Genomic DNA, 22,767 nt, shown 5'->3' with positions numbered 1-22,767 from the left:
CTTTCTTGTCGAGGAACGGTATGTTGAATGATCGAGGAGCGGCCTATTATACCAACGGCATTGAAGATTTACCGGTAAGTTCCGGCCAAGATGTCGGGCTGAAGAGGCCCGACCTACAAAAACACACTTGGGCAAAAGCACGCTGGCGTAGGTCGGGCCTCTTCAGCCCGACATCTGACGCTCCTGACTAGTTAATGTTTAATGCCGTTGAGATTACTCGACATGAGAGCGACGTATTAAGCCTATCGTGGTAGGTTATCAACCATATTGATAAAATGCGCATGGGTTCTCATACTGTCGTTCAGCGCAATGCCAATTCGCACTCCGGTGAGGCTGATCCCGCCTTGCATCAGGCTCAGAACGGCAATGATGCGGGTGCGGGGTCACATCCTCATCGGTATGATCCCATATGTGATGTGAACAGGGTGTGGTCCTGCCGGGTTGAGCCGGTCGGGCGGTACCGTCCAGACCGTGAGTGCGTTTTCCAGATATGCTGACACCTTCCGAAACCATCCCCGACCGGGGAGCTATCGTCTCAAAGCGCAGCCTGAGCGCCGAACTGGCCGCCTTGGTCAAGCAGCACGGCACGGGACCGGCCCTTCGGCCCCATGTCCTTGCGACCTTGCGCGCGGCGCTGGAGCAAGGGCGGGCGGAGGTGCGGCGGCGGTTGGAAGCGGGGGGCAGCGGCACCGACTGCGTGCGCCAGAACGCCTACCTGATGGATCAGGTGATCCGGGCGCTGGCCGACCACGTGACCACCGGCATCTATCCCGCCGCCAACCCGACGGCCGGAGAGCTGTTCGCGATCGCGGCCGTCGGCGGCTATGGCCGGGGGGAGATGGCGCCGTTCTCCGACCTCGACCTGCTGTTCATGCTGCCCTATAAGCGGACGCCTCGGGTGGAGCAGGTGTTCGAGCACATGCTCTATATCCTGTGGGACCTGGGGCTGAAGGTCGGCCACGCCGTCCGGTCGGTGGACGAGTGCATGCGGCAGGCCAAGGCCGACGTGACGATCCGCACCAGCCTGCTGGAAGCCCGCTTCCTCCATGGGGAAGAGAAGCTGTTCAACGAGTTGCGCCGCCGCTTCGCCAAAGAGATCGCGGCCGGCACCGGCCCCGCCTTCATCGAGGCGAAGCTCGAGGAACGGGATGCCCGCCACCGCCGGCTGGGCGACAGCCGCTACGTGCTGGAACCCAACATCAAGGAAGGCAAGGGCGGTCTGCGCGACCTCCAGACGCTGTTCTGGATCGCGAAGTACTACTACAAGGTCGATGAAGTCTCCGAACTGCTGGACAAGCAGGTGCTGCTGGCGGAAGAAGTCGCGAAGTTCGCCAAGGCCCAGGACTTCCTGCTGACTGTGCGCTGCCACCTGCATTACCTGACCGGCCGGGGCGAGGACCGCCTGACCTTCGACGTGCAGGCCGACATCAGCCGGAGGCTCGGCTATACCGACCATGCCGGCCTGATCGGGGTCGAGCGCTTCATGAAGCACTACTTCCTGGTCGCCAAGGATGTCGGCGACCTGACCCGGATCTTCTGCGCCAACCTGGAGGCGGAGGCCAAGCGCCCGCCGCGCTTCTCGCTGATGCGGCTTGCTCAGGCGCGGAAGGATATCGAGGGATTCCTGCTCGACGGCGAGCGGCTGAACATTCGCTACGACCGCCAGTTCAAGGACAACCCGCTCGACACGGTCCGCCTGTTCCACGTGGCGCAGGTTCATGGGCTGGACATCCATCCCAACGCCCTGCGGGCGCTGACCCGCGCGCTGGGCGTGGTCGGACCCAAGCTGAGGGCCGATGGGGAAGCCAACCGGCTGTTCCTGGAGATGCTGACGTCCCGCAAGGACCCGGAAGTGGCGCTGCGCCGGATGAACGAAGCCGGCGTGCTGGGCCGTTTCGTGCCGGATTTCGGCCGGATCGTCGCCCAGATGCAGTACGACATGTACCATGTCTTCACGGTGGACGAGCACACGCTGTTCGCGCTGGGCATCCTGCACGACATCGAGTCGGGCGCGCTGAAGGACGAGCTGCCGCTGGCGAGCGAGGTCATCCACAAGCTGGTGTCGCGCCGGGCGCTGTTCGTCGCGATGATGCTCCACGACATCGCCAAGGGACGCGGCGGCGACCACAGCATCCTGGGTGCCAAGGTGGCGGAGAAGCTGTGCCCGCGCCTGGGGCTCTCGGCGGAGGAGACGGAAACGGTGGTCTGGCTGGTGCGCTGGCACCTGAACATGTCGGATGCCGCCTTCAAGCGCGACTTGGAAGACGACAAGACGATCCGCGACTTCGTCGAACTGGTCCAGTCGCCGGAACGTCTGCGCCTGCTGCTGGTGCTGACGACCGCCGATATCCGCGCGGTCGGTCCCGGTCGCTGGAACGCCTGGAAGTCGACCCTGCTGGCCGAACTCTACCACCGGGCCGAGGACCTGATGTCCGGCGTAGTCAGCGCCCTGCGGCGCGAGCGCAGGGTCAATGCGGCACAGACGGCGCTGCGCGGCCTGCTGACGGACTGGACGGGCGAGGATATCGAGAACCACCTGTCCCACGGCTATCCGGCCTATTGGCTGAGCTTCGATCCCGACACCCACGCCCACCATGCCAGGCTGATGCGGCGGGCTGATCGGGAAGGGGCGCCGCTGACGGTGGACACGCGGATCGACCGCAGCCGGGCGGTGACCGAGGTTACGATCTACACCCACGACCATCCCGGACTGTTCTCGCGTCTGGCCGGCGCCTTCGCGCTGTCGGGCGCCACCATCCTGGACGCCAAGATCTTCACGATGACCAACGGCATGGCCGTCGACGTCTTCCTGGTGCAGGACGCGGCGGGGGGCGCCTTCGACAGCGGCGACAAGCTCGCCAAGCTGGCCGTGATGATCGAGCGCACCCTGTCCGGCCAGCTCCGTCCGTTGCAGGAGCTTGCCAAGCGGAAGCCGGGGCTGACCAACAGGACGCGGGTGTTCAAGGTGCCGCCGCGCGTGCTGATCGACAACAAGGCCAGCACGACCCATACCGTGATCGAGCTGAACGGCCGCGACCGGCCCGGCTTGCTCTACGACGTCACGCGGGCGCTGACCAATCTGAGCCTCCAGATCTCATCGGCCAAGATCTCGACCTATGGCGAAAAGGCGATCGACGTCTTCTACGTCAAGGACGTCTTCGGGCTGAAGATCACGCATGAGAGCAAGCTGGCGCAGATCCGGGAAAAGGTGCTGACGGCGCTGTCCGACCCGGTCGCCGACGCCCAGGCCGACAGCGGGCGGTTCTCCGCCGCCGAGCGCAGCAAGGCGCGCTCGAAACAGAAGAAGCCGGCACTGCCCCGGCGCAAGACCCCGGCGGAAACGGCCGCGGAATGACGGCGGTGCTGCGTTGCCTGTGGCCGGCGGCGCTGCTGTTCGCGGTTCTGCTGGCGGGCTGCGCCGGCCCTGTCAGTGTCAGCGCCAAGGGCGGCAGCGCCAGCGACACCGAATGGCGTGTCGGCATTCCGTTTTGACGCGGACACCCGACTGACACGGCTCTGGCCGACAGCCGCCGCTTTGCCGCATCCGCATTGCTCTTTCGCACTGCAATGATATAAGTCGCGCGCCTGATGGTGCCCGTCGAAACCCTTGCAGCACGGGGCGCTTGCGATGACCGAGACTCTTGCCGCCGGATTGATCTGCGCCTACGGCTTCGGCTCCGACGGAAGCGTCCGGGAGCTGTCGCTGCCGGTATTGGGCGACCTGATGCGCACACCCGACGGGTTCCTCTGGGCGCACCTGAACATCGCGGTCTGGCCTATGCGCAACTGGATCGGCGACCGGTCGGAACTGCCCGAGATCGTCCGCGAGGTCCTGGTCGCGTCCGACGACATCCGGCCACGGTTCGAGCGATGCGGTGACGGGCTGGTCGGCACCCTCAGCGACGTCCAGCACGATTTCTCCGGCCAATCCGGCGACATCGGCACCCTGCACGTCTGGTTCACCCGCAACACGCTGATCACGACCCGCAGCCATCCGCTGACGGCGGTGGACAAGCTGCGCCTGGACATCCGCGACGGCTTCCATCCCGCCACCACCGGTGAGCTGATCGGCGCCCTGATCGACCATCTGGCGGCCAGCTTCCATAAGGTCATCGAGGAGATGGTGGAGCGGCTGGACGAGATCGAGGATGCGATCCTGGTCGGGATTTCCAACGACCTGCGCAGCCAGCTGGGCGACCTACGCCGCCAGATCGTCAGCCTGCGCCGCCAGTTGCTGCCTCAGCGCCGCGCCTTGTCGCGGCTGCTGAGCCAGCCGCCGTCCTGGTGGTCCGCCGACGACCTGCACGACCTGCGTGAAGCGGGCGAGCGGTTCTCGTCGGTCGCCGAGGACCTGGGCGCCGCCGAAGACCGGGCGAAAGTGCTTCAGGACGAGTTTTCCGCCAAGCTGGCGGAAGAGGCCAACCGCAACCTGTTCCGCCTGTCGATCGTCACCCTGATCTTCCTGCCGATGACGCTGGTCACCGGCATCTTCGGAATGAACGTGGCAGGCCTGCCCGGCACCCATGACGCCCTGTCGTTCTGGTGGGTCATGGTGCTGATGGTGGCGTCGGCCGGAGCGACGCTTCTGCTGCTGAAGGTCAAGCATTGGTTCTGACCAACCATTCGTGTCCATATGAAATTAATCATCGGCGGGTTATCAGAGGGAAGCTCTGAAAGCCCGGCGTTATGACAATCGATATCTTCACACTGGTCGTCGTCCATTCTCTCGTTTCGCTGGCGCTCGGCATGCTGATGCTGGTGTTCTGGTTGCAGCACCGCCATTTGCCCGGGCTGACGTTCTGGACCCTGGCGACGCTCCTGCTGGGGATCAGCACGCTGATCTCCGTACTGAGAGGCTTGGCCCTGCCGGAGCTGCCGGCGATCCTAATATCCAACGCGCTTATCGCGCTGAGTTTCGGCTGCTTCTACAACGGAGTGCGGGCGTTCAACGCGCTGCCGGTGCGCTGGACGGCGATAGTGGCCGCGACGGCGGCGCTGGTCCTGAACCAGGGCTGGTTCACCCTGGTTCAGGACGACGTTTCGGTCCGGATCGTGGCCTTGTCCCTGGCGCTGGCGGCCGGCGGCTTGATGACATCGCGCGAGCTGCTGCGGAGCGCCGTGCCCGGTATGAGGCTGACGACGCTGACGGCCGCCGTGCTGTTCGCGCTGGTGTCGCTGACGCTGGCGGCGCGGGCGGGATCGACCCTGATATCGCCGCCGGAACCGGACCATATGGGCCGCTTCCCGGCGCACGCGATCCATTTTCTGGTGTCGATCGTCAGCAATATCCTGGTGGTCTTCTGCCTGCTGATGATGGCGGTACAGCGGCTGAACCGGCAGGTCCAGGAGCGCAGCGTCCAGCTCGAGGATGCCCTGAACCGGTCGGAGGACGCCAGCCGGGCCAAGGAACAGTTCCTGGCGATGATGAGCCACGAGTTGCGGACGCCGCTGAACGCGATCATCGGCTTTTCCGACATGCAGCGGAGCGAGATCTTCGGCCCGCTCGGCCATCCGCGCTACCGGGAATATGCCGACGACATCCACTTCTCCGGGACCCATCTGCTGGGGCTGATCAACTCGATCCTCGATATCTCCAAGGCGACGGCGGGCAAGCTGACGGTCGCGGTGACGCCGACCGATCCGCTGCCCATCGCGGAGGAGATGCTGAGGATCATCGACCATGCCGCCCGCGTCAGGCGCATCACCCTGGTCTTCGACGCCGTCCAGCCGCCGCCGTGCCTGGCCGATCCCCAGGCGCTGCGCCAGATCCTGCTGAACCTGCTGTCCAATGCGGTCAAGTTCACCCAGCCCGGCGGGACGGTCAGCCTGGCGATCCTGCGCTTCGAGCGCGGGCTGGTCCGGTTCGTCGTCAAGGATTCCGGTATCGGCATGGACCCCCACGATATTCCCCGCCTGCTGAAGCCGTTCGAGCAGAGCTTCAACATCTACGCCAATTCCGGACAGGGTACGGGGCTGGGTCTTCCCATCGTCGATGCGCTGGTCGGGCTTCAGGGCGGCAGCCTGAAGATCGAGAGCAGTCCAGGGCAGGGTACGACCGTGATCTTCCACCTGCCGATCGCCGCCTGACGCAGTCGATTGATGTTAAGTTGCCGGAAGACTTCGTTTTTCCCTTGTTGATTCTATGGAAAGGAACTTATCTTTTAATTTCACGGTGGTTGATGAGATCGCCCGGCGTCACCAGTTGCAGGGCCGACAACTTCGGGGGTTTGTCCGTCATGACGACGCTCAAGGAATTCGAAGAAGCGCTGCGCGAGCAGGGGATGGACAATGCCCTCGCCGTGCTGGAAAAGCTTAAGGAGCGCGACCGCGCCAAGCGGTCCGTAGCGCCGGCCCGTCGGGTGACCGGGCGGAAGATGACGCCGGATCTGGCGCAGCAGATCGTGATCCTCCACGAGAACACCAAGATGACCCAGCAGGAGATCGCCTTCAAGCTGGGCGTCAACCAGGGCCGCGTCAACGAGGTCATCAAACGCGGAAAATGGCTGAGCGGCGATCCGCAGTCGCCCGAAGCCATCGCCAGGGACGAAGCGCTGGAGCGCGCCGCAAAGGGCGTCGGCAAGTCGCCAAAGCCGGCGGGGGAGCGGAAGCCGGCCGCCCGCAAGAAGAAGGCCGAGAAGCTGGAGCAGCCCGCCGCCGAGGTCCAGGCCGCTCCGGTCGAGGCGGCGCCCGCGAAGCCTGTGCCGGAGAAACCTGTGCCTGTGAAGCCGGTACCGGAGGATAAGGCCGCCGCCGCAGCGGAGGCGAAAGCGGCCAAGGCGGCGCGGAAGTTCAAGCCGGAAGTGAAGCAGCTGACCTTCGGCCTTTGAAGCACCGAACATCAGTCGGTCTGGAAGGTTAGGTGTCGGGCCGAAGAGGCCCGACCTACGGGTGACGCTGTCCTGAAACGCCAGTGCCGACACCGGATCGAGCCGTGTCGGGCCTCTTCAGCCCGACATCGACGCGCCGACAAGTTGGAACTTTCCGGCTGCGGTATCACACCATCCAGCAGGAGCAGCCGAGCGCGCCCCAGAACGTGCGGAGGTCGGAGACCGGGACGGACGAGCCCCAGGCGTCGGCATGGGCGTGGCCGTGGACGCCGCATCCGCTGGCGCAGCTGCAGGCCGAGGCAGCGACACGTTCCAACTGACTTGGCCGGGCATCGGCGGTCTGCTTGTGGTAGCCGCCGAAGGTCCGGACCGGCGACCAGTCCGGCATGGCGGGCGGTGGGGTCGGTGCGTCGCCGGCGAAGGGGCCGACGCCGTAGACCGGCTTGCCGTCGACGATGGTCAGGACCGATTGCAGGTGCCGGATGTCGTCGCTCGGGACCTCGAAGTAGTCGCGGTCGAGAACGACCAGATCGGCAAGCTGGCCGGTCTTGATGTTGCCCTTCTTGTCCTCCTCGTTGGAGAACCAGGTCGTGTTCTCCGTCCACATCCGCAGCGCCGTCTCGCGGTCCAGGCAGTTCCGTTCGGGATAGAGCCGCAACCCCCCCAGGGTCTTGCCGGTGACGAGCCAGGAGATCGAGACCCAGGGGTCGTAGGACGCGACGCGGGTGGCGTCGGTGCCGGCGGAGATCTTGACGCCCGCGTCCATGATGCGCTTGATCGGCGGCGTGTGCTCGGCCGCCTCGTTGCCGTACCGCTCGACGAAGTATTCGCCCTGATAGGCCATCCGGTGCTGGACGGCGATGCCGCCGCCAAGTTTGGCGATGCGGTCGATCGACTTGTCGCTGATCGTCTCGGCATGGTCGAAGAACCAGTGCAGGCCGTCGAGCGGAATTTCCGCGTTGACCTTCTCGAAGACGTCGAGCGAGCGTGAGATCGTCTCGTCGTAGGTGGCGTGCAGCCGCCAGGGCCAGCGGTTTTGGGCCAGGACGCGGACGACCTGTTCAAGCTCGCCCTCCATCTCCGGCGGCATGTCGGGACGCTCGACCCTGAAGTCCTCGAAGTCGGCGGCGGAGTAGACCAGCATCTCGCCAGCCCCGTTCAGCCGGAAGTAGTCGTCGCCCTGCTGGTACTTGGACTGGGACGTCCAGCGCAGGAAATCCTCCTTCTCTTCCTTCGGCTTCTGGGTGAACAGGTTGTAGGCGATCCGCAGCGTCAGCTCGCCGTCCTTATGCAGCCGGTCGATGACCTCGTAGTCCTCGGGGTAGTTCTGGTAGCCGCCGCCGGCGTCGATGACGCTGGTCACGCCGAGGCGGTTGAGGTCGCGCATGAAGTGCCGGGTCGAGTTCACCTGATACTCGAACGGCAGCTTCGGCCCCTTGGCGAGCGTCGAATAAAGGATGCCGGCGTTGGGGCTGGCGATCAGCAGGCCGGTCGGGTTGCCCTGGGCGTCCCGCTCGATGATTCCGCCGGGCGGGTCCTTGGTATCCTTGGTGTAGCCGATGACCCGCAGGGCCGCCGCGTTCATCAGCGCCCTGTCGTAGAGGTGCAGGATGAAGACGGGAGTGTCAGGAGCCGCCCGGTTGATCTCCTCCAGCGTCGGCAGGCGCTTTTCGGCGAACTGGTGTTCGGTGAAGCCGCCGACGATGCGGACCCATTGGGGAGCCGGCGTGTTGGCGACCTGCCGCCGCAGCATGTCCATCGCGTCGGCAAGGCTGGAGACGCCGTCCCAGCGCAGCTCCATGTTGAAGTTCAGCCCGCCCCGGATGACGTGGATGTGGTTGTCGCACAGGCCCGGAATGGCGCGGCGGCCGCCAAGGTCGATGACCCTGGTGGACGGTCCCTTGGCCGCCATGACGTCCGCGGCGTCGCCGACGGCGGAGAAACGGCCGCCGGTGATCGCAACAGCCTGGGGTGACGGGTTCGACCGGTCGAGCGTGGTGAACTTGCCGTTGATCAGGATCAGGTCGGGTGTGGCGGTCTGGCCCATGGCGGGTGTCCTCATCAGGGCTGTGAGGCCGAGCGCCGTGGCGCCGGCGATGATGTCGCGGCGGTTGGGATCGGTCATGCTGCGGTCTTCGCCTTGGGTGCGGTATTGGGTTCGATATTGCCGGAGCAGGTCCGAGCGGTCGGCAGGCGTCCGAAGACGTGCTCGCCGCAATTCTCGCGGAGCGACGACACGGTGATGGCCTGCCCGCCCAGCAGCCGCTTGGCCATCGGCGGGATCTGCTCGCCGATCAGGATGCCGAGCAGTCCGATCAACGCTATGACCGGCGGGGCGGGGGAGCGCACGTTCAGCAGGCCGTAGAGGGCGCCGACCAGGAGCCCGACGGCGAGGGTTATGACATAGGCTTTCATGGCAAAACCTCTCGCCACGGGAAGGAAAGGGCTGCTCCGGATTACTCGGCGGCCAGCTTGTTCGCGGCGACCGGGTCCAGGCGCTGGCCGTGCTTGACGCGCTCGGGCGCCTTGTGGACCATCGTGTAGGCGTAGTCGACCCCCATGCCGTAGGCGCCGGAATGCTCCCGCACGATGTTCATGACGGCGTCGTAGGTGTCGCGGTGCGCCCAGTCGCGCTGCCATTCCAGCATTACCTGCTGCCAGGTCACGGGCACGACACCGGCCTGGATCATGCGCTGCATGGAGTAATCGTGCGCTTCCTTGCTGGTGCCGCCCGACGCGTCGGCGACCATGAAGATCTCGTAGCCGCCCTCGGCCATCGCGGAGAAGGCGAAGCTGTTGTTGCAGACTTCCGTCCACAGGCCGGACACGACGACCTTCTTCTGGCCGTTCTTCGCCAGCGCGTCGCGGACCTTCTGGTCGTCCCAGGAGTTCATCGAGGTCCGCTCGAGGATCGGGTGGTCGGGGAAGACGCCGAGCAGTTCCGGATAGGTGTGGCCCGAGAAGCTTTCCGTCTCGACCGTCGTCAGCGTCACCGGGATGTCGAATACCTTCGCCGCCTTGGCGAGCGCCACGGTGTTGTTCTTCAGCACCTGACGGTCGATCGACTGAACGCCGAACGCCATCTGCGGCTGCTGGTCGATGAAGATGACCTGACAGTTGGTCGGAGTCAGAAGCTCCGGCTTGGTGGTGATGCCCATGGCTCGTCCCTCTTCTTGATTCCCTGCGATGCCGCGCAGCATGAAGATTCCGGCCGGGGGGCGATATTGCCTCTGGGTCTCTTTTATATATACGTTGGTATTGCTGTTAAGGCTGACGGGCGAATTAATTGGTTTTGGATCGATTTGGGCGGGACATGCTGAGGCTGGAAAACGAGTTGCCGGACGACCGGAAGTTTCTTGTCTCGACGGTGCCGCCCAGCCGGGGGCAGGTCCGGCTGGCTGTCTGGGTGCTTCTGGCATTGGTGCTGGCCCTGATCGTGACGGTGCCGTTCGCGCGGGTCCCGCTGAACGACACGCAGATACTGCTGCCGGCTTATGCGACCGCGGTGCTGATGGCCGAACTGATCACCTCGGCGCTGCTGTTCGTCCTGGTCGCGATCCAGCGCTCCCGCGCCATGCTGGTCCTGGCGGCAGGCTACCTGTCGACGGCGCTGCTGATAATCCCGTGGGTCCTCACCTTTCCCGGAGTGTTCGGACCTTCCGGCCTGCTCGATGCCGGCCTTCAGGGCACGGCGCTGATCGCGGCGGTCCGGCGCATCGGACTGCCGCTGTTCGTGCTCGTCTACGTCCTGCTGAAGGATTCCTCTCCCACCGAGGGCGATCTGTCCGGACCGGTGAACAGGATCGTTCCTGGGAGCATCGCGGCTGTCGTCGCCGCGATCTGCGGACTGACCTGGATCAGCGTTTCGGACGACGCCCTGCTGCCGCGCCTGATGACCGACACATCGCGGGTTTCCGCGATCTGGAGCTACGTTCCGGCAACCGCGTCCGTCCTCTGCCTCGCGGCGCTGGCGCTGCTGTGGTCCCGGCGGCGTTCCGTGCTCGATCTCTGGCTGATGGTCGTCCTGTGCGTCTGGCTGATCGAGACTTTCCTGCTGGGATACATCAGCGCCGGCCGCTTCAGCGTCGGCTGGTGGGCCGGCCGCCTCTACGGGCTGATGTCGGCAAGCTTGGTGCTGCTGGTCCTGCTGTCCGAGACGACGACGCTGTACGCGCGGCTTGCGCGGTCCGTCTCGGCCGAACGCCGGACGCGGGAAGCGCGGCTGACGACGATGGAAGTCCTGTCGGCTTCGATCGCCCACGAGGTCAACCAGCCGCTGACGAGCATGGTCACCCATGCCGATGCGGGCCTGCGCTGGCTGCAAAGGGAACAGCCCGACCTGGACGAGACCAAGGCGGCGCTGAAGAGCATCGTCAACGACGGACACCGCGCCGCGAAGATCATCGAGAGCGTCAGGACGGTGTTCCGGAAGGGCGCGCAGGACCGGTTTCCGCTGAACGTCAACGGGCTGATCCAGGACGTGCTCGGGCAAACGCAGAGCGATGTGCGGTTGAGCCGCGTCGCCGTCCAGACCGAGTTGGACGGTGACCTGCCGGCGGTTACCGGAAATCCCGTCCAGCTTCAGCAGGTCCTGACGAACCTGGTGACGAATGCGATCGACGCCATGAGCACGGTCACCGACCGGGCGCGCGTGCTCCGCATCCGGTCAGGTATCCATGAGCCGCACTGCATCGTCGTATCGGTGGAGGATGCCGGCACCGGGCTGGATGCCAAGCACGAGGACCGGATCTTCGAGCCGTTCTTCACGACCAAGTCATACGGGCTGGGCATGGGACTGATGATCTGCCAGTCGATCGTCGAATCGCACGGCGGACGGCTGTGGATGACGAACAACCTCCGGCACGGCGCCACCTTTCACTTCACGCTGCCGGTGGACGAAACCGCGGCATGACGGCCGGAGCCTTGCGCGATCCGGCGGTTCAGGCGGCCGGGCGCGACAGGGCGTCCGTCAGCGCCGCGGCCAGGGCCGCTTCCGCATAGGGCTTCTGAAGGATGGGACTGTCGGGGAAGACGCCGTCGATGCCGGCGGCGCCGTAGCCGGTGGCGAATACGAACGGCACGCCCCGGCGGGTCAGCACCTCGGCGACCGGAAAGACCTTTTCGCCGGCGACGTTGACGTCGAGCACGGCGGCGTCGATCTCCGCCTCGCCGGCGAGGCGGAGAGCGTGGCGGATGCGCGACGCGGGTCCGATCACGAAGCAGCCGAAGCCCTGGAGGATTTCCCCCAGCTCCATGGCGACCAGCATCTCATCCTCCACCACGAGGATGCGCAGCGCCTCGAGGCTTTTCGGTTCCGCAGCACCCTCGGTCACGCCACCGCCCCGGCCGCCAGCCTCGTTTCCATCCCGGCGCCGGCTCCGGCAGCGGCGCCGGTGACAAGCGGAAACTCGATCACGCAGCGGAGGCCGCCGACCGGGAAGTCCAATGTCACCATTCCATCCAGTTGATTGGCAAGCCCGCCGCCGAGCAGGCGCGTGCCGAATCCTTGGCGCGTCGGCGCCGCTACGGGAGGCCCGCCGGCTTCTTCCCACACGATCTTCAGCCAGGGCTTGCCGTTGATCGGGGCTATCGACCAGCCGACCCGCACGTGGCCGCCGGCAGTCGACAGAGCGCCGTATTTGGCGGCGTTGGTCGCCAGTTCGTGGAAGGCCATGCCGATCGCGACGGCGTCCTGGGGTGGCAGCAACACGGCCGGGCCTTTCACCACGGCGCGGCTTTGGCCGTAGGGCGCCAGTTCGGACCGGGCAAGTTCCGCCAGCGGCGCGTTTTCCCAGTTGCCGCGCGTCAGCAGGTCGTGGGTGTGCGAGAGGGCGAACAGACGACCTTCGAAGGAAGCGGCGAACGCCTCGGGCGTCGGGGCGGACCGCGAGGTCTGGCGCGCGATCGACTGGACGGCGGCCAGCGTGTTCTTGACCCGGTGGTTGAGCTCGTCGAGCAGGAGCTTGCGGCGCTCCGCCTCCTTCTGGACCGCGCCGAACAGCCGGGCATTGTCGACCGCCACGGCGGCCTGGGCGGCGAGGCCGGCGACCAGCCGCTCGGCGCGGATGGTGAAGACTCCCGGCTTGCCGTGTCCGAGGAGCAGCCCGCCCAGCGTTTCGCCGGAGCGGGAAACGACGGGGACGGCCAGATAGCTGCGGACCATGGGATGGCCCGGCGGCATGCCGCCATGCGGCGCGTTCCTGCCGTAGCGGGGGTCTTTCGTGATGTCGTCGGACCGGACCGGAGCCTCGCCCCGGAAGGTGGGGGCGAACAGCTCCGTGTTGCGGGGCATCGAATAGCCGGCGAACAGGCGGGGATTGGCGCCGGACAGCGCGTGCAGCATGTAGGATTCGCCGCGTTCGTCGTGAACGTTGTAGAAAAAGGCGCCGACCTGGGCGCCCGAAACGCGGGTCGCGGCGTCGGTGATGGATTGTACCAGCCGGTCGAGGTCGAGCTGTGCCGAAACCTCGGCGCCGACGGCATTGATGATCTCGAGTTCCTGCGCCCGCAGCAGCTCGGCCGCCGAAGCGCGCTCAGCTTCGGCGCGGGCGCGCGACTGGAACCACGCGGCGACCAGCAGCATCGCGGTGGCGAGCAGTCCGCCGACGGCGACGACGCTGACCAGCCAGCGCCCCGACGTCGCTTCAAGGCCGGGACCCGCGATGTAGACGGTCGTCCAATGCCGGCCGGCCACCTCCAGGGAGCGTTCCGTCCTGTAGCGGACGTCGCTGAAGGCGCTCCAGTCTCCGGACCGGTGCATCAGCGTACCGGTGTCCGGTTCGCCGTCATGGACCTCCAATGCCAAGTAGGGCCTCGTCTCGCCGCCCAGGAGCTTGCCGAGCAGGTCGTCGGCGCGGAACGGGGCATAGGCGTGGCCCAGGAACCGCCGGCGCCGCTCCTCGACCGTGGCCGGGACGGTGCCGTTCCGATAGACCGGCACGTAGATCAGGAAGCCCGCCTGCGCCTGCCGGTCGATCTCCTGGACGAGGCGGACCTTGCCGGACGAGGCTGGCTCCCCGGTGTCGCGCGCCCGCTCCATGGCGGCGCGGCGCACCGGATCGACCGACATGTCGTAGCCGACCGCGACCTTGTTGCGGCGGTCGAACGGCTCCAGGTAGATGATCGTGTTGATCTCGTCCCTTGGCGTGTCCGGCCAGATCCGGAACCCCTCGGCGCCTTGAGCCCGCATCTCGGCTTCGATCTGCTTTACCTGGCCGGGCGGCACGTGCACGCTGTAGCCGATGCCCTGGATGCCGGGGTAGCGCTCCCCCAGGGTCAGCTTCGTGACGAAAGCCTTGAACTCCGCCCGCGTCACTTCTTCGCTCGCGGCGAAAAGGGCGGCGGTGGACCGGATGACCGCGATGTAGGTCTCCATGCGGTCGAGCATCGCGGCCTGGGTCTGTTCGACCCCGCGCAGGAAACGCTCCTGATCCGTCCGCTCCACCGAAGTCCAGGTCGCGCCGGTCGCGATGACAGTGGCAAGCAGTCCCAAGGTCGCGATCAGTACCGGCCAGCCGAGATGGGTCCACGGCATCCGTCGTGAAGAGGAGGCGCCGGTCGAATGGCCAGTCGGATGCACCGATCGCTCGAAGAAGTATTGGGACCGCATCATCAACTTATACCCGGCAGCCACATAGCCTGAGAAGCCCGCTCTTGGCGGGATGTGGAACGAATAACTGCACTTTGGATATTTCGGGTAAGGCCTGTCAGGGAGAAACCGTTCGCGGTTCCTCTACGGGAAAAGGACCGCCGGTCTCAATCCTGGTCCAGATGGAGTGCCATGGCAACGGCGCGAAGGATGGCTTTTTCCGAAACCGGCTTGATGAGGATGTCGGTCGCGAGCTCCCGGCCCTCGTGTCCCGCCCGCTGATAGTCGCCGGTCAGGAAAATGACCGGCACGCCGAGCGGAGCCAGTTCGGCGGCGACGGAAATGCCGTCGATCATGCCCTTCAGGCCGATGTCGATCAGGGCCAGATCGGGCAGGCGCCGGTAGGATTCGGCCAGCGCTTCGACGGCCGTGTAGGTGGGGCCGACGACCTGACATCCCGCGTTCCGCAGGATTTCAGCAAAATCCATGGCGGCCAGCGGATCGTCCTCGCAGATCAGGATGCGGAGGCCCGCGGTGGATGCCGGCTTCAGGGGCGGATCGGCGAGTGTCGTCATCATGGCTTTGACCTTCAGGATAAGTCATGGATAATGCACAAGACCTAGTTAATAATTAGTTACCGGAATACCCAATTCGAGAGTTGATCCAATCACCTAAAGATTGGCTATAAATGTTCACGCCGGAATTTCGCCGTAATTCGATAAAATGATTGCGTATATGCGCAACATTGTCCGGTTCTACCACGATCACTCTCTTAAGGGGTATGCCGCTGGTATATCGGAGACTGGCCGCCGTAAACGCCGTTATACTGTCCAGGCGACCCGATCTTGTTCATCCTATTGAAGAGGTGACGTCATGGGACTGCTACTTGCCATTGTTATCATCGGGGTTCCGACCGCGGTGGCCATTGCCGACATGATGAGAGAGAACAAGCCCGCGACGACCCAGCACTGAGGGTCGGGGCTTGAGGTCCCGGTAGCAGGGACGGCGCCCGTCAGGTCGGCAGACGCCGATCGACGGGCAGATCCCTGACGGTGGCCAGAAGCGCTTCGCGGAAGGCGATTTCCGCGCGGTTGAACTTGGATTGCTGGTTCCAGATCAGATGCACGTCGACGGGAGCCACGCCTTCGTAGGGCGGCAACTCCCACAGTTCCCCGTCGGCGACGTCACGGGTCGCGATGTGTTCGGGCAAGGGGCCAAGTCCCAGGCCGCACACGATCATGCGCCGCACTTCCTCCAGATTGGCGGAGGCGCCGACGATCCGGCCGCCGAAGCCCTCCCGTGCCCGGAACACTGCCAGCGGCGACAGTGTGCCGTCGATCTGATCCGTCGTGAAGGACACGAAGTCCTCTTTCCTGAGGTCCGCGACGTCGAGGCCGGTGCGGCCGTAGAGACGATGGCCGCGCCCGCAGTACAGCCGATAGGTCTGGTGGATCAGGACTTCGCTCCTGAGGCCGGGGATCGGTTCACGCAATAGGCAGATGCCCAGGGTGCAGATCTTCTGCTGCAAGGCGATGTGGATTTCGGCGGAGGGGATAACGTCGATCCGGAAGGTGACCCTGGGATACCGGATGTGGAACTCCCTCAGGACGCGGTCGAATACGACGGTCTGGATCCGGCTGGTCATGAAGATCCGGATATGGCCGGAGATTTCTTCCTGGATCTCGCGCACCAGGATGCCGAAGCGGCTGATGGTGCCGTAGATGTCGACGACTTCGCGGTAGATCGTCTCGCCCGCTTCCGTGATCCGGAAATGGCCGGGGCCGCGTTCGATCAACTCGCGGTCGAGGCGGGCTTCCAGCCTCTTGAGGGCGAGGCTAACCGCCGGCTGGGTCACGAACAGGCGGCTGGCGGCCGCCGTTATGCTGCCTTCCTGCACGATCACCATAAACGTGCGCAATAGGTTCCAGTCGAGCTGATTGCCGAGTTTGTCGAGTTCGCGCTGTTCCGCCATCGGGTGCGGGTTCCCTTTTCATCGTGACCGACATCGGGGTCATAATTCCCGTTTATGGCCGTGATGAGAATTCCCTATTTGCCGGAGAGATCGTTTCTTGCCCGTAATGATCGGATAGCCGATGCCGGCCATTCCGCGGGAGTCCCCGGTCATGAGTCGATGAACAGGGAGCAAAAAAGAAGCATGAGCAACCGACTGGCAAATTTGAAGCGTCTGGCGACATCCGGGATCGTCGCGTCGGGCCTCCTGGCGGCACTCGCCGGTCCGGGGCTGGCGCAGGAGCAGGTGCAGAAGGGTGGGACGCTCAGCGTCATCGTCCAGCCGGAGCCGCCGATCCTCGTCCTGGGGCTCAACCAGCAGGGTCCGACCCAGACGGTGGCCGGCAAGATCTACGAAGGGCTGCTGCGCTACGACCATGACCTCCAACCGATGCCGGGGCTGGCCGAAAGCTGGGATGTCTCCGCCGACGGCCTGAGCTACGGCTTCAAGCTGCGCCGGAACGCCCAGTGGCATGACGGCACGCCGTTCACCGCCAAGGACGTGGTGTTCAGCGCCACCAAGTTCCTGCCGGAAGTCCATCCCCGCGCCCGCGCCAACTTCAGCCATGTCGAGAGCGTCGAGGCGCCCGACGACTATACGGTGGTGTTCAAGCTGAAGCAGCCTTTCCCGGCCTTCATCAAGGCGTTCGAGGTTTCCACGGCGCCGATCATGCCGGCGCATATCTATGAAGGCACCGACTACAAGCAGAACCCGAAGAACGCGACGCCGATCGGCACCGGGCCGTTCAAGTTCGACAAGTGGGTCAAGGGCAGCAACATCCACCTCGTCCGGAACGACAAGTACTACCTGGAGGGCAAGCCCTATCTCGACGACATCTATTTCCGCGTGATCCCCGACGCCGCCAGCCGCGCGCTGGCGCTGGAGACCGGCGAAGTGGACATCAGCCAGTACAACGACGTCGAGCCGTTCGATGTGCAGCGCCTGAAGGCACTGCCGCACCTGACGATGACGACCAAGGGCTACGAGTTCGTCGCCCCGCTGTCATGGATCGAGCTGAACACCCGCGAGGCTCCGCTCAACGACAAGCGCTTCCGGCAGGCGCTGATGTACGGGCTGGACCGGCAGTTCATCCGGGACCGGATCTGGTTCGGCCTGGGTCGCGTCGCGACCGGCCCGGTCAACTCGGTCACCCCGAACTACGAAGCGGATGTCGCGAAGTACGCCTACGATCCGGACAAGGCCAAGGCGCTGCTGGACGAGATGGGGCTGAAACCGGGCAGTGGCGGCACGCGGGCCGAGATCACCCTGACGCCGATGCCCTATGGCGAGACCTGGGCACGGGCGGCCGAGTACATCAAGCAGTCCTGGAGCAAGATCGGCGTCAAGGTGAACCTTGCCAGCACCGACGTCGCCGGCTGGGTCCAGAAGGTTTCCAACTGGGACTATCAGGCGACCAACAACTTCGTCTACCAGTACGGCGACCCGTCGCTGGGCGTCGCCCGGACCTACACGACCGAGAACATCCGCAAGGGCGTCATGTTCTCCAACACCATGGGTTATTCGAACCCGGAGCTGGACGCGCTGTTCGCCAAGGCCGCCGTCGAGAACGATCCGGCCAAGCGCGCCGGGCAGCTGGGGCAGGCCCAGAAGATCCTGGTCGACGACGTGCCGGTGATCTGGCTGCTGGAGATGGAGTTCCCGACCTTCGTCAACAAGCGGGTCCACAACGCCGTGACCACCGCGATCGGCACGTCGGAGAACTTTGCCGACGTCTGGGTCGAAAAGAAGAAGTGACTCTTGGGGCATAAACCGCCCGCATGAAACCATTCCCAGAGAAAGGGCTGAACGGCCATGGCCGCCATCGCATCGTTCCTGGGAAGGCGGCTGATCAAGTCCGTCTTCATCCTGTTCGCCATCGTGGTGATCAACTTCATGCTCGTCCGCGCCGCACCGGGCGACCCGGCCATGGTAATGGCCGGGGAAGCGGGAGCCGCCGACCAGCAATATGTCGAGCAACTGCGCGAGCAGTTCGGCCTCAACCGGCCGATCCATGAGCAGCTCGGCATTTATCTGGCCGACGTGGCGACGGGGGACCTCGGCTATTCGTACCGGCAGCAGCGGCCGGTCTGGGACCTGATCGGAGAGAGGCTGCCGCCGACTCTCGTCCTGACCGGCTTCGCCTTCGTCCTGGCGCTGACGGCGGGCGTGCTGCTCGGCACGCTGGCGGCGATGAGGGCCGGCACGTGGTCCGACAGCGCGATCACGGTGCTGGCCCTGCTCAGCTACGCGACACCGATCTACTGGGTCGGACTGATGCTGATCCTGCTGTTCTCGGTGCAGCTGGGCTGGCTGCCGGCTTTCGGCTACGAGACGGTGGGCGGCGGCTACGAGGGCTGGGACCGGGTGACCGATATCGGCGCGCACCTGATCCTGCCCGTGGTGACGCTGGGGCTGTTCTACATGGCGGTCTACGCCCGGCTGACCCGCGCCTCGATCCTGGAGGTGCGCGACATGGACTTCGTCAAGACGGCGCGGGCCAAGGGGCTGACGGAGGCGCGCATCGTCTTCCGCCACGTGCTCCGCAACGCCATCCTGCCGGTCATCACCTTCGCCGGCATCCAGGCCGGGCACCTGATCGGCGGGTCTATCCTGATCGAGACGGTGTTCGCGTGGCCCGGCATCGGCAGGCTGGCCTTCGACGCCGTGCTTCAGCGCGACTACCAGGTGCTGCTGGGCATCTTCTTCGTGACCTCGGTGATGGTGATCGTCTTCAACATCGTCACCGACCTCGTCTATTCGCTGGTCGATCCCCGCATCGAGGTGGCCTGACATGAGCCGTGACTTCTGGAAGGCCTTTGCGCGCAACCGGGGGGCCGTCGTCGGGCTGGCGATCCTGGCGCTGGTCGTGCTGGCGGCCGTCTTCGCCAACCTGATCTATCCGCAAAGCCCGTGGGACATGGCGGCGATGCCGTTCCAGCCGCCGCTGTCTGACGACGCGCTGCTGGGATCGGATACGCTGGGGCGCGACATCGCGGCAGGCATCGTCCACGGCGCGCGGGTGTCGCTGCTGATCGGGCTGAGTTCGACGGCGGTCGCCTTGCTGATCGGCGTGACGCTGGGCGCCATTGCCGGCTATCACGGCGGAGTCGTCGACGACGCGATCATGCGCTTCACCGAGCTGTTCCAGACGATCCCCAACTTCGTGCTGGCGGTCGTGCTGGTCGCGATCTTCACGCCCAGCATCGCCAACATCACGATAGCGATCGCGGTGGTGAGCTGGCCGCCGCTGGCCCGGCTGGCGCGCGGCGAGTTCATGGCGCTGCGCTCGCGGGAGTTCGTCCAGGCGGCGATCACCACCGGGCAGGGAACCGGAACGATCATCCTGCGCCAGATCCTGCCCAACAGCCTGTCGCCGATCATCGTCTCGGCCTCGCTGACCGTCGCTACGGCGATCCTGCTGGAAAGCTCGCTAAGCTTCCTGGGCCTCGGAGATCCCAACGTCATGAGCTGGGGCTACATGATCGGGGCCGCCCGCACCGTGATCCGGCAGGCGTGGTGGATGAGCTTCTTCCCCGGCATCGCAATCCTGCTGACCGTGCTGGCGCTCAACCTGGTCGGCGAGGGGCTGAACGACGCCCTCAACCCGAAACTGGCGCGCAAGGGGAGGGCATGACGATGGAGACCGGCAGCGATATCCTGCTCGACGTCCGCGACCTGACCGTCGCCCTGCCGCAGGGGGCCGAGCGCCCCAACGCGGTTGAGAACGTCAACCTGCGGATCGCCCGTGACGAGATCTTGTGCGTCGTCGGCGAATCCGGGTCCGGCAAGTCGATGACAGCGCACGCCGTCATGGGACTGCTGCCCGGACCGCATGTCCGGGTCACCGGCGGGGAGATCGCCTATCGCGGGCGCGATATCCTGACCATGGGCGGTGCGGAGCAGCGCGGCCTGCGCGGCGACCGGATCGCGATGATCTTCCAGGAACCGATGACGGCGCTCAACCCGCTGATGCGGGTCGGCGACCAGATCGAGGAGAGCCTGAAGGCTCATTCCTCGATGGAGCAATCCTACGCGAGCAAGGCGGCCCGGCGCGCCCGCGTGGTGGAACTGCTGACGGACGTCGGATTGCCCGATCCGGAAAGCCTGAGGCGCAGCTATCCGTTCCGGCTGTCGGGCGGGCAGCGGCAGCGGGTCATGATCGCCATGGCGCTGGCGCTGGAACCCGACATCCTGATCGCGGACGAACCGACGACCGCCCTGGACGTGACGACGCAGAAGCAGATCCTGGGCCTGATCCGCACGATCCAGGCGGAACGCCGGATGGGCGTCATGTTCATCACCCACGACTTCGGCGTGGTGGCGGAGATCGCGACCAACGTCGCCGTCATGCAGCACGGCCGCTGCGTCGAGGCGGGTCCGGCGGCGCAGGTGCTCAACCAGCCCCGGCACCCCTATACCCGCCAGCTCATCGCCGCCGTCCCGCACTATATCGAGCACCGCGGCGATTTCCTGAAACGGGGCGATGCGCTGCTGACGGCGGAGAAGGTCCGGAAGGTCTTTCACTTAGGGGGAGGGCTGTTCCGCAAGGGCCGGGAACTGGTGGCCGGCGACGACATCAGCCTGACCATCCATCCCGGCGAAACGCTGGGCGTGGTGGGGGAGAGCGGGTCCGGCAAATCGACCCTGGGCCGCTGCATCGTCGGGCTGAACAAGACAGACGGCGGGCGCATCCTGTTCCAGGGACAGGATCTGGCGGCGTTGAGCCGCAACCAGTTCCGGCCGGTCCGGAAAGACATCCAGATGATCTTCCAGGACCCCTACGCCTCGCTCAACCCGCGCCACAAGGTCGCCGATATCATCGCCCAGGGGCCGGTCGCGTTCGGCGAATCACGATCCAAGGCGACGGCGCGGGCACGCGAGCTGCTGCGGCTGGTCGGACTGCCGGAGAGTGCGGCGGACCGCTACCCGCACGAGTTCTCCGGCGGCCAGCGCCAGCGCATCTCCATCGCCCGCGCGCTGGCGCTGGAGCCGAAGCTGATCATCGCCGACGAGCCGGTGTCGGCCCTGGACGTGTCGGTCCAGCGTCAGGTGCTCGACCTGCTGGAGGACATCCGGCACCGCTTCGGCCTCGCCATGCTGTTCATCACCCACGACCTGCGGGTGGCGGCCCAGGTTTGCGACACGATAGCGGTGATGCAGCGGGGCAAGGTCGTGGAGATGAACACGGCGCGCGAGGTCTTCCAGAACCCCCAGCACGCCTATACCCGCACCCTGCTCGACGCGATCCCCGGCAAGGGCTGGGAGATCCCGGAAGAGCTTCGGACCGGCACGGCCGGGCTCGCCGGCCGGGGTGCCGTCGCATGAAGGTCGCCATCGTCGGGGCCGGCGCGGTCGGCTGCCTGCTGGCGGCGCGCCTGACCCGGACGCCAGCCGGGGTGACGCTGATCGCCCGCGCCCGGGCGGCGGAGGCGATATCCCATGACGGCATCACGATGGTCACTCCCCTGGGCCGCGTTTCCCGCGTGCCGGTCAGGGTGACCGACGACGCATTGTCGGCGGGTACGCAGGACGCGGTCTTCCTGTGCGTCAAGGCCCATGCCCTGGGAGGCGCGCTGGATACGCTGTCCAGTCTCATGGGGCCGGAGACGGCTGTCGTGCCGATGATCAACGGCATCCCGTGGTGGTATCCGCTGGGCCAGCCGGAACCGCTCGAATCCTACCGCCTGAAGGCGGTGGACCCCGACGGCACGCTGTGGCGGTCCATCCCGTCGGACCGGCTGGTCGGCGCGGTCACCTGGGTATCGGTCGAAGCCGACGGCGTCGGGCGCATCCGCCATGTGGACGACCAGCGGTTCGTCTTCGGCGATCCGCTGGGCCGCAGGACGGCGGCGGTGGAAAGCGTGGTCGAGTTGTTCGGCCTTGCCGGTTTCCAGGCGCGCGGCAGCCTGGACATCCGCGCCGATATCTGGACCAGGCTATGGGGCAGCCTCGCCTTCAATCCGCTGAGCGCCCTGACCGGCGCCACCCCGGGGGCGCTCTGCGTCGATCCCGGCACGCGTGCCGTCGCCCGGACGCTGATGGCGGAGGCAAGGGCGGTGGCGGAGCGTCTTGGGATCACCTTCACGGCGGATATCGAGGCGCGGATCGCGGCAGCCGCCGGCGTCGGCGACTTCCGCACCAGCATGCTCCAGGACATGGAGGCCGGAAAGCGGCTGGAAGTCGAGGCCATCGTCCGCTCGGTCGCCGAGTTGGGAGCGCTGGTCGGCGTGCCGACCCCGACGGTGGAGACGGTCGCGGCCCTGGTGGACATGAAGGCCCGGCACAGGGGCAGCGGTACCGCCGGCATGGCGGCCTGACGACACTTACGACAACGGAGAGCT

The 22,767-nt window shown here is 65.8% G+C and carries 18 protein-coding genes; 11 read left to right on the top strand and 7 right to left on the bottom strand.

Annotated elements, in window-relative coordinates:
* The first annotated feature begins 490 nt into the window (after nucleotides 1-490).
* From N826_RS11470 to N826_RS44740, 5 genes are all read left to right on the top strand, one after another.
* Complete coding sequence (locus tag N826_RS11470; RefSeq protein ID WP_044428764.1) at nucleotides 491-3,355, top strand: [protein-PII] uridylyltransferase; 2,865 nt, start codon at nucleotides 491-493, stop codon at nucleotides 3,353-3,355.
* A 5-nt stretch (nucleotides 3,356-3,360) separates the two neighbouring features.
* A complete protein-coding gene (locus N826_RS45705; protein ID WP_280178476.1) occupies nucleotides 3,361-3,492 on the top strand; it encodes a hypothetical protein in 132 nt (43 codons plus the stop codon).
* A 136-nt stretch (nucleotides 3,493-3,628) separates the two neighbouring features.
* Entirely contained in the window at nucleotides 3,629-4,615 is a 987-nt protein-coding gene (locus tag N826_RS11465; RefSeq protein ID WP_052831064.1) for a CorA family divalent cation transporter, read from the top strand.
* A 71-nt stretch (nucleotides 4,616-4,686) separates the two neighbouring features.
* Entirely contained in the window at nucleotides 4,687-6,087 is a 1,401-nt protein-coding gene (locus tag N826_RS39890; protein WP_052831063.1) for a sensor histidine kinase, read from the top strand.
* 149 nt (nucleotides 6,088-6,236) lie between these two features.
* The gene (locus N826_RS44740; RefSeq protein WP_084720685.1) at nucleotides 6,237-6,827 is read left to right on the top strand and encodes a hypothetical protein; all 591 of its coding nucleotides are present in this window, start codon (nucleotides 6,237-6,239) and stop codon (nucleotides 6,825-6,827) included.
* 166 nt (nucleotides 6,828-6,993) lie between these two features.
* Here the strand turns inward: N826_RS44740 and N826_RS11450 are convergent, their stop codons facing one another.
* From N826_RS11450 to N826_RS11440, 3 genes are read right to left on the bottom strand one after another with little or no spacing between them, the layout of a single operon-like run.
* On the bottom strand, nucleotides 6,994-8,952 hold the full coding sequence (locus N826_RS11450) for an amidohydrolase (RefSeq protein WP_084720668.1): 1,959 nt from the start codon (nucleotides 8,950-8,952) through the stop codon (nucleotides 6,994-6,996).
* A complete protein-coding gene (locus N826_RS11445; protein ID WP_063772240.1) occupies nucleotides 8,949-9,242 on the bottom strand; it encodes a DUF1427 family protein in 294 nt (97 codons plus the stop codon). The genes N826_RS11450 and N826_RS11445 overlap by 4 nt, the downstream gene beginning before the upstream one ends.
* Nucleotides 9,243-9,283: 41 nt before the next feature.
* Nucleotides 9,284-9,985, bottom strand: coding sequence for a hydrolase (locus N826_RS11440; protein ID WP_044428761.1), 702 nt, complete (start codon nucleotides 9,983-9,985; stop codon nucleotides 9,284-9,286).
* 155 nt (nucleotides 9,986-10,140) lie between these two features.
* Between N826_RS11440 and N826_RS11435 the strand changes: the two genes are divergently transcribed.
* On the top strand, nucleotides 10,141-11,739 hold the full coding sequence (locus N826_RS11435; protein ID WP_052831061.1) for an ATP-binding protein: 1,599 nt from the start codon (nucleotides 10,141-10,143) through the stop codon (nucleotides 11,737-11,739).
* 28 nt (nucleotides 11,740-11,767) lie between these two features.
* Here the strand turns inward: N826_RS11435 and N826_RS11430 are convergent, their stop codons facing one another.
* The 4 genes from N826_RS11430 to N826_RS11415 form a co-directional block, all read right to left on the bottom strand.
* On the bottom strand, nucleotides 11,768-12,160 hold the full coding sequence (locus N826_RS11430) for a response regulator (protein WP_169789325.1): 393 nt from the start codon (nucleotides 12,158-12,160) through the stop codon (nucleotides 11,768-11,770).
* On the bottom strand, nucleotides 12,157-14,439 hold the full coding sequence (locus tag N826_RS11425) for a CHASE domain-containing protein (protein ID WP_084720667.1): 2,283 nt from the start codon (nucleotides 14,437-14,439) through the stop codon (nucleotides 12,157-12,159). The genes N826_RS11430 and N826_RS11425 overlap by 4 nt, the downstream gene beginning before the upstream one ends.
* 143 nt (nucleotides 14,440-14,582) lie before the next feature.
* Nucleotides 14,583-14,993, bottom strand: coding sequence for a response regulator (locus tag N826_RS11420; RefSeq protein WP_044428757.1), 411 nt, complete (start codon nucleotides 14,991-14,993; stop codon nucleotides 14,583-14,585).
* Nucleotides 14,994-15,427: 434 nt separating this feature from the next.
* On the bottom strand, nucleotides 15,428-16,387 hold the full coding sequence (locus N826_RS11415) for a LysR family transcriptional regulator (RefSeq protein WP_044428755.1): 960 nt from the start codon (nucleotides 16,385-16,387) through the stop codon (nucleotides 15,428-15,430).
* Nucleotides 16,388-16,570: 183 nt separating this feature from the next.
* Between N826_RS11415 and N826_RS11410 the strand changes: the two genes are divergently transcribed.
* The 5 genes from N826_RS11410 to N826_RS11390 are packed head-to-tail and all read left to right on the top strand — an operon-like array spanning nucleotide 16,571 to nucleotide 22,743.
* Nucleotides 16,571-18,181 carry an ABC transporter substrate-binding protein gene (locus N826_RS11410; protein ID WP_044428754.1) on the top strand — a complete coding sequence of 537 codons (1,611 nt, stop codon included), beginning with the start codon at nucleotides 16,571-16,573 and terminating at the stop codon, nucleotides 18,179-18,181.
* A gap of 57 nt (nucleotides 18,182-18,238) precedes the next feature.
* The gene (locus N826_RS11405; RefSeq protein ID WP_186818095.1) at nucleotides 18,239-19,216 is read left to right on the top strand and encodes an ABC transporter permease; all 978 of its coding nucleotides are present in this window, start codon (nucleotides 18,239-18,241) and stop codon (nucleotides 19,214-19,216) included.
* 1 nt (nucleotide 19,217) lies between these two features.
* Nucleotides 19,218-20,060 (top strand): ABC transporter permease, encoded by an 843-nt coding sequence (locus N826_RS11400; protein WP_044428753.1) that lies wholly within the window; start codon nucleotides 19,218-19,220, stop codon nucleotides 20,058-20,060.
* A complete protein-coding gene (locus N826_RS11395) occupies nucleotides 20,057-21,751 on the top strand; it encodes an ABC transporter ATP-binding protein (protein WP_044428752.1) in 1,695 nt (564 codons plus the stop codon). Before N826_RS11400 ends, N826_RS11395 begins: the two co-directional genes overlap by 4 nt.
* A complete protein-coding gene (locus N826_RS11390) occupies nucleotides 21,748-22,743 on the top strand; it encodes a ketopantoate reductase family protein (RefSeq protein WP_044428751.1) in 996 nt (331 codons plus the stop codon). Before N826_RS11395 ends, N826_RS11390 begins: the two co-directional genes overlap by 4 nt.
* Nucleotides 22,744-22,767 lie beyond the last annotated feature (24 nt).

Source organism: Skermanella aerolata KACC 11604 (assembly GCF_000936425.1).
Classification (GTDB): domain Bacteria; phylum Pseudomonadota; class Alphaproteobacteria; order Azospirillales; family Azospirillaceae; genus Skermanella; species Skermanella aerolata.
This window is presented reverse-complemented; position numbering and strand designations above follow the sequence as displayed.

Coding starts and splice junctions, on each gene's coding strand:
- N826_RS11415 (WP_044428755.1), bottom strand. CDS start 16,387: ATGGCGGAACAGCGCGAACTCGACAAACTCGGCAATCAGCTCGACTGG.
- N826_RS44740 (WP_084720685.1), top strand. CDS start 6,237: ATGACGACGCTCAAGGAATTCGAAGAAGCGCTGCGCGAGCAGGGGATG.
- N826_RS11440 (WP_044428761.1), bottom strand. CDS start 9,985: ATGGGCATCACCACCAAGCCGGAGCTTCTGACTCCGACCAACTGTCAG.
- N826_RS11435 (WP_052831061.1), top strand. CDS start 10,141: ATGCTGAGGCTGGAAAACGAGTTGCCGGACGACCGGAAGTTTCTTGTC.
- N826_RS11390 (WP_044428751.1), top strand. CDS start 21,748: ATGAAGGTCGCCATCGTCGGGGCCGGCGCGGTCGGCTGCCTGCTGGCG.
- N826_RS11410 (WP_044428754.1), top strand. CDS start 16,571: ATGAGCAACCGACTGGCAAATTTGAAGCGTCTGGCGACATCCGGGATC.
- N826_RS11395 (WP_044428752.1), top strand. CDS start 20,057: ATGACGATGGAGACCGGCAGCGATATCCTGCTCGACGTCCGCGACCTG.
- N826_RS11400 (WP_044428753.1), top strand. CDS start 19,218: ATGAGCCGTGACTTCTGGAAGGCCTTTGCGCGCAACCGGGGGGCCGTC.
- N826_RS39890 (WP_052831063.1), top strand. CDS start 4,687: ATGACAATCGATATCTTCACACTGGTCGTCGTCCATTCTCTCGTTTCG.
- N826_RS11405 (WP_186818095.1), top strand. CDS start 18,239: ATGGCCGCCATCGCATCGTTCCTGGGAAGGCGGCTGATCAAGTCCGTC.
- N826_RS11450 (WP_084720668.1), bottom strand. CDS start 8,952: ATGACCGATCCCAACCGCCGCGACATCATCGCCGGCGCCACGGCGCTC.
- N826_RS11420 (WP_044428757.1), bottom strand. CDS start 14,993: ATGATGACGACACTCGCCGATCCGCCCCTGAAGCCGGCATCCACCGCG.
- N826_RS11425 (WP_084720667.1), bottom strand. CDS start 14,439: ATGATGCGGTCCCAATACTTCTTCGAGCGATCGGTGCATCCGACTGGC.
- N826_RS11445 (WP_063772240.1), bottom strand. CDS start 9,242: ATGAAAGCCTATGTCATAACCCTCGCCGTCGGGCTCCTGGTCGGCGCC.
- N826_RS11465 (WP_052831064.1), top strand. CDS start 3,629: ATGACCGAGACTCTTGCCGCCGGATTGATCTGCGCCTACGGCTTCGGC.
- N826_RS11470 (WP_044428764.1), top strand. CDS start 491: ATGCTGACACCTTCCGAAACCATCCCCGACCGGGGAGCTATCGTCTCA.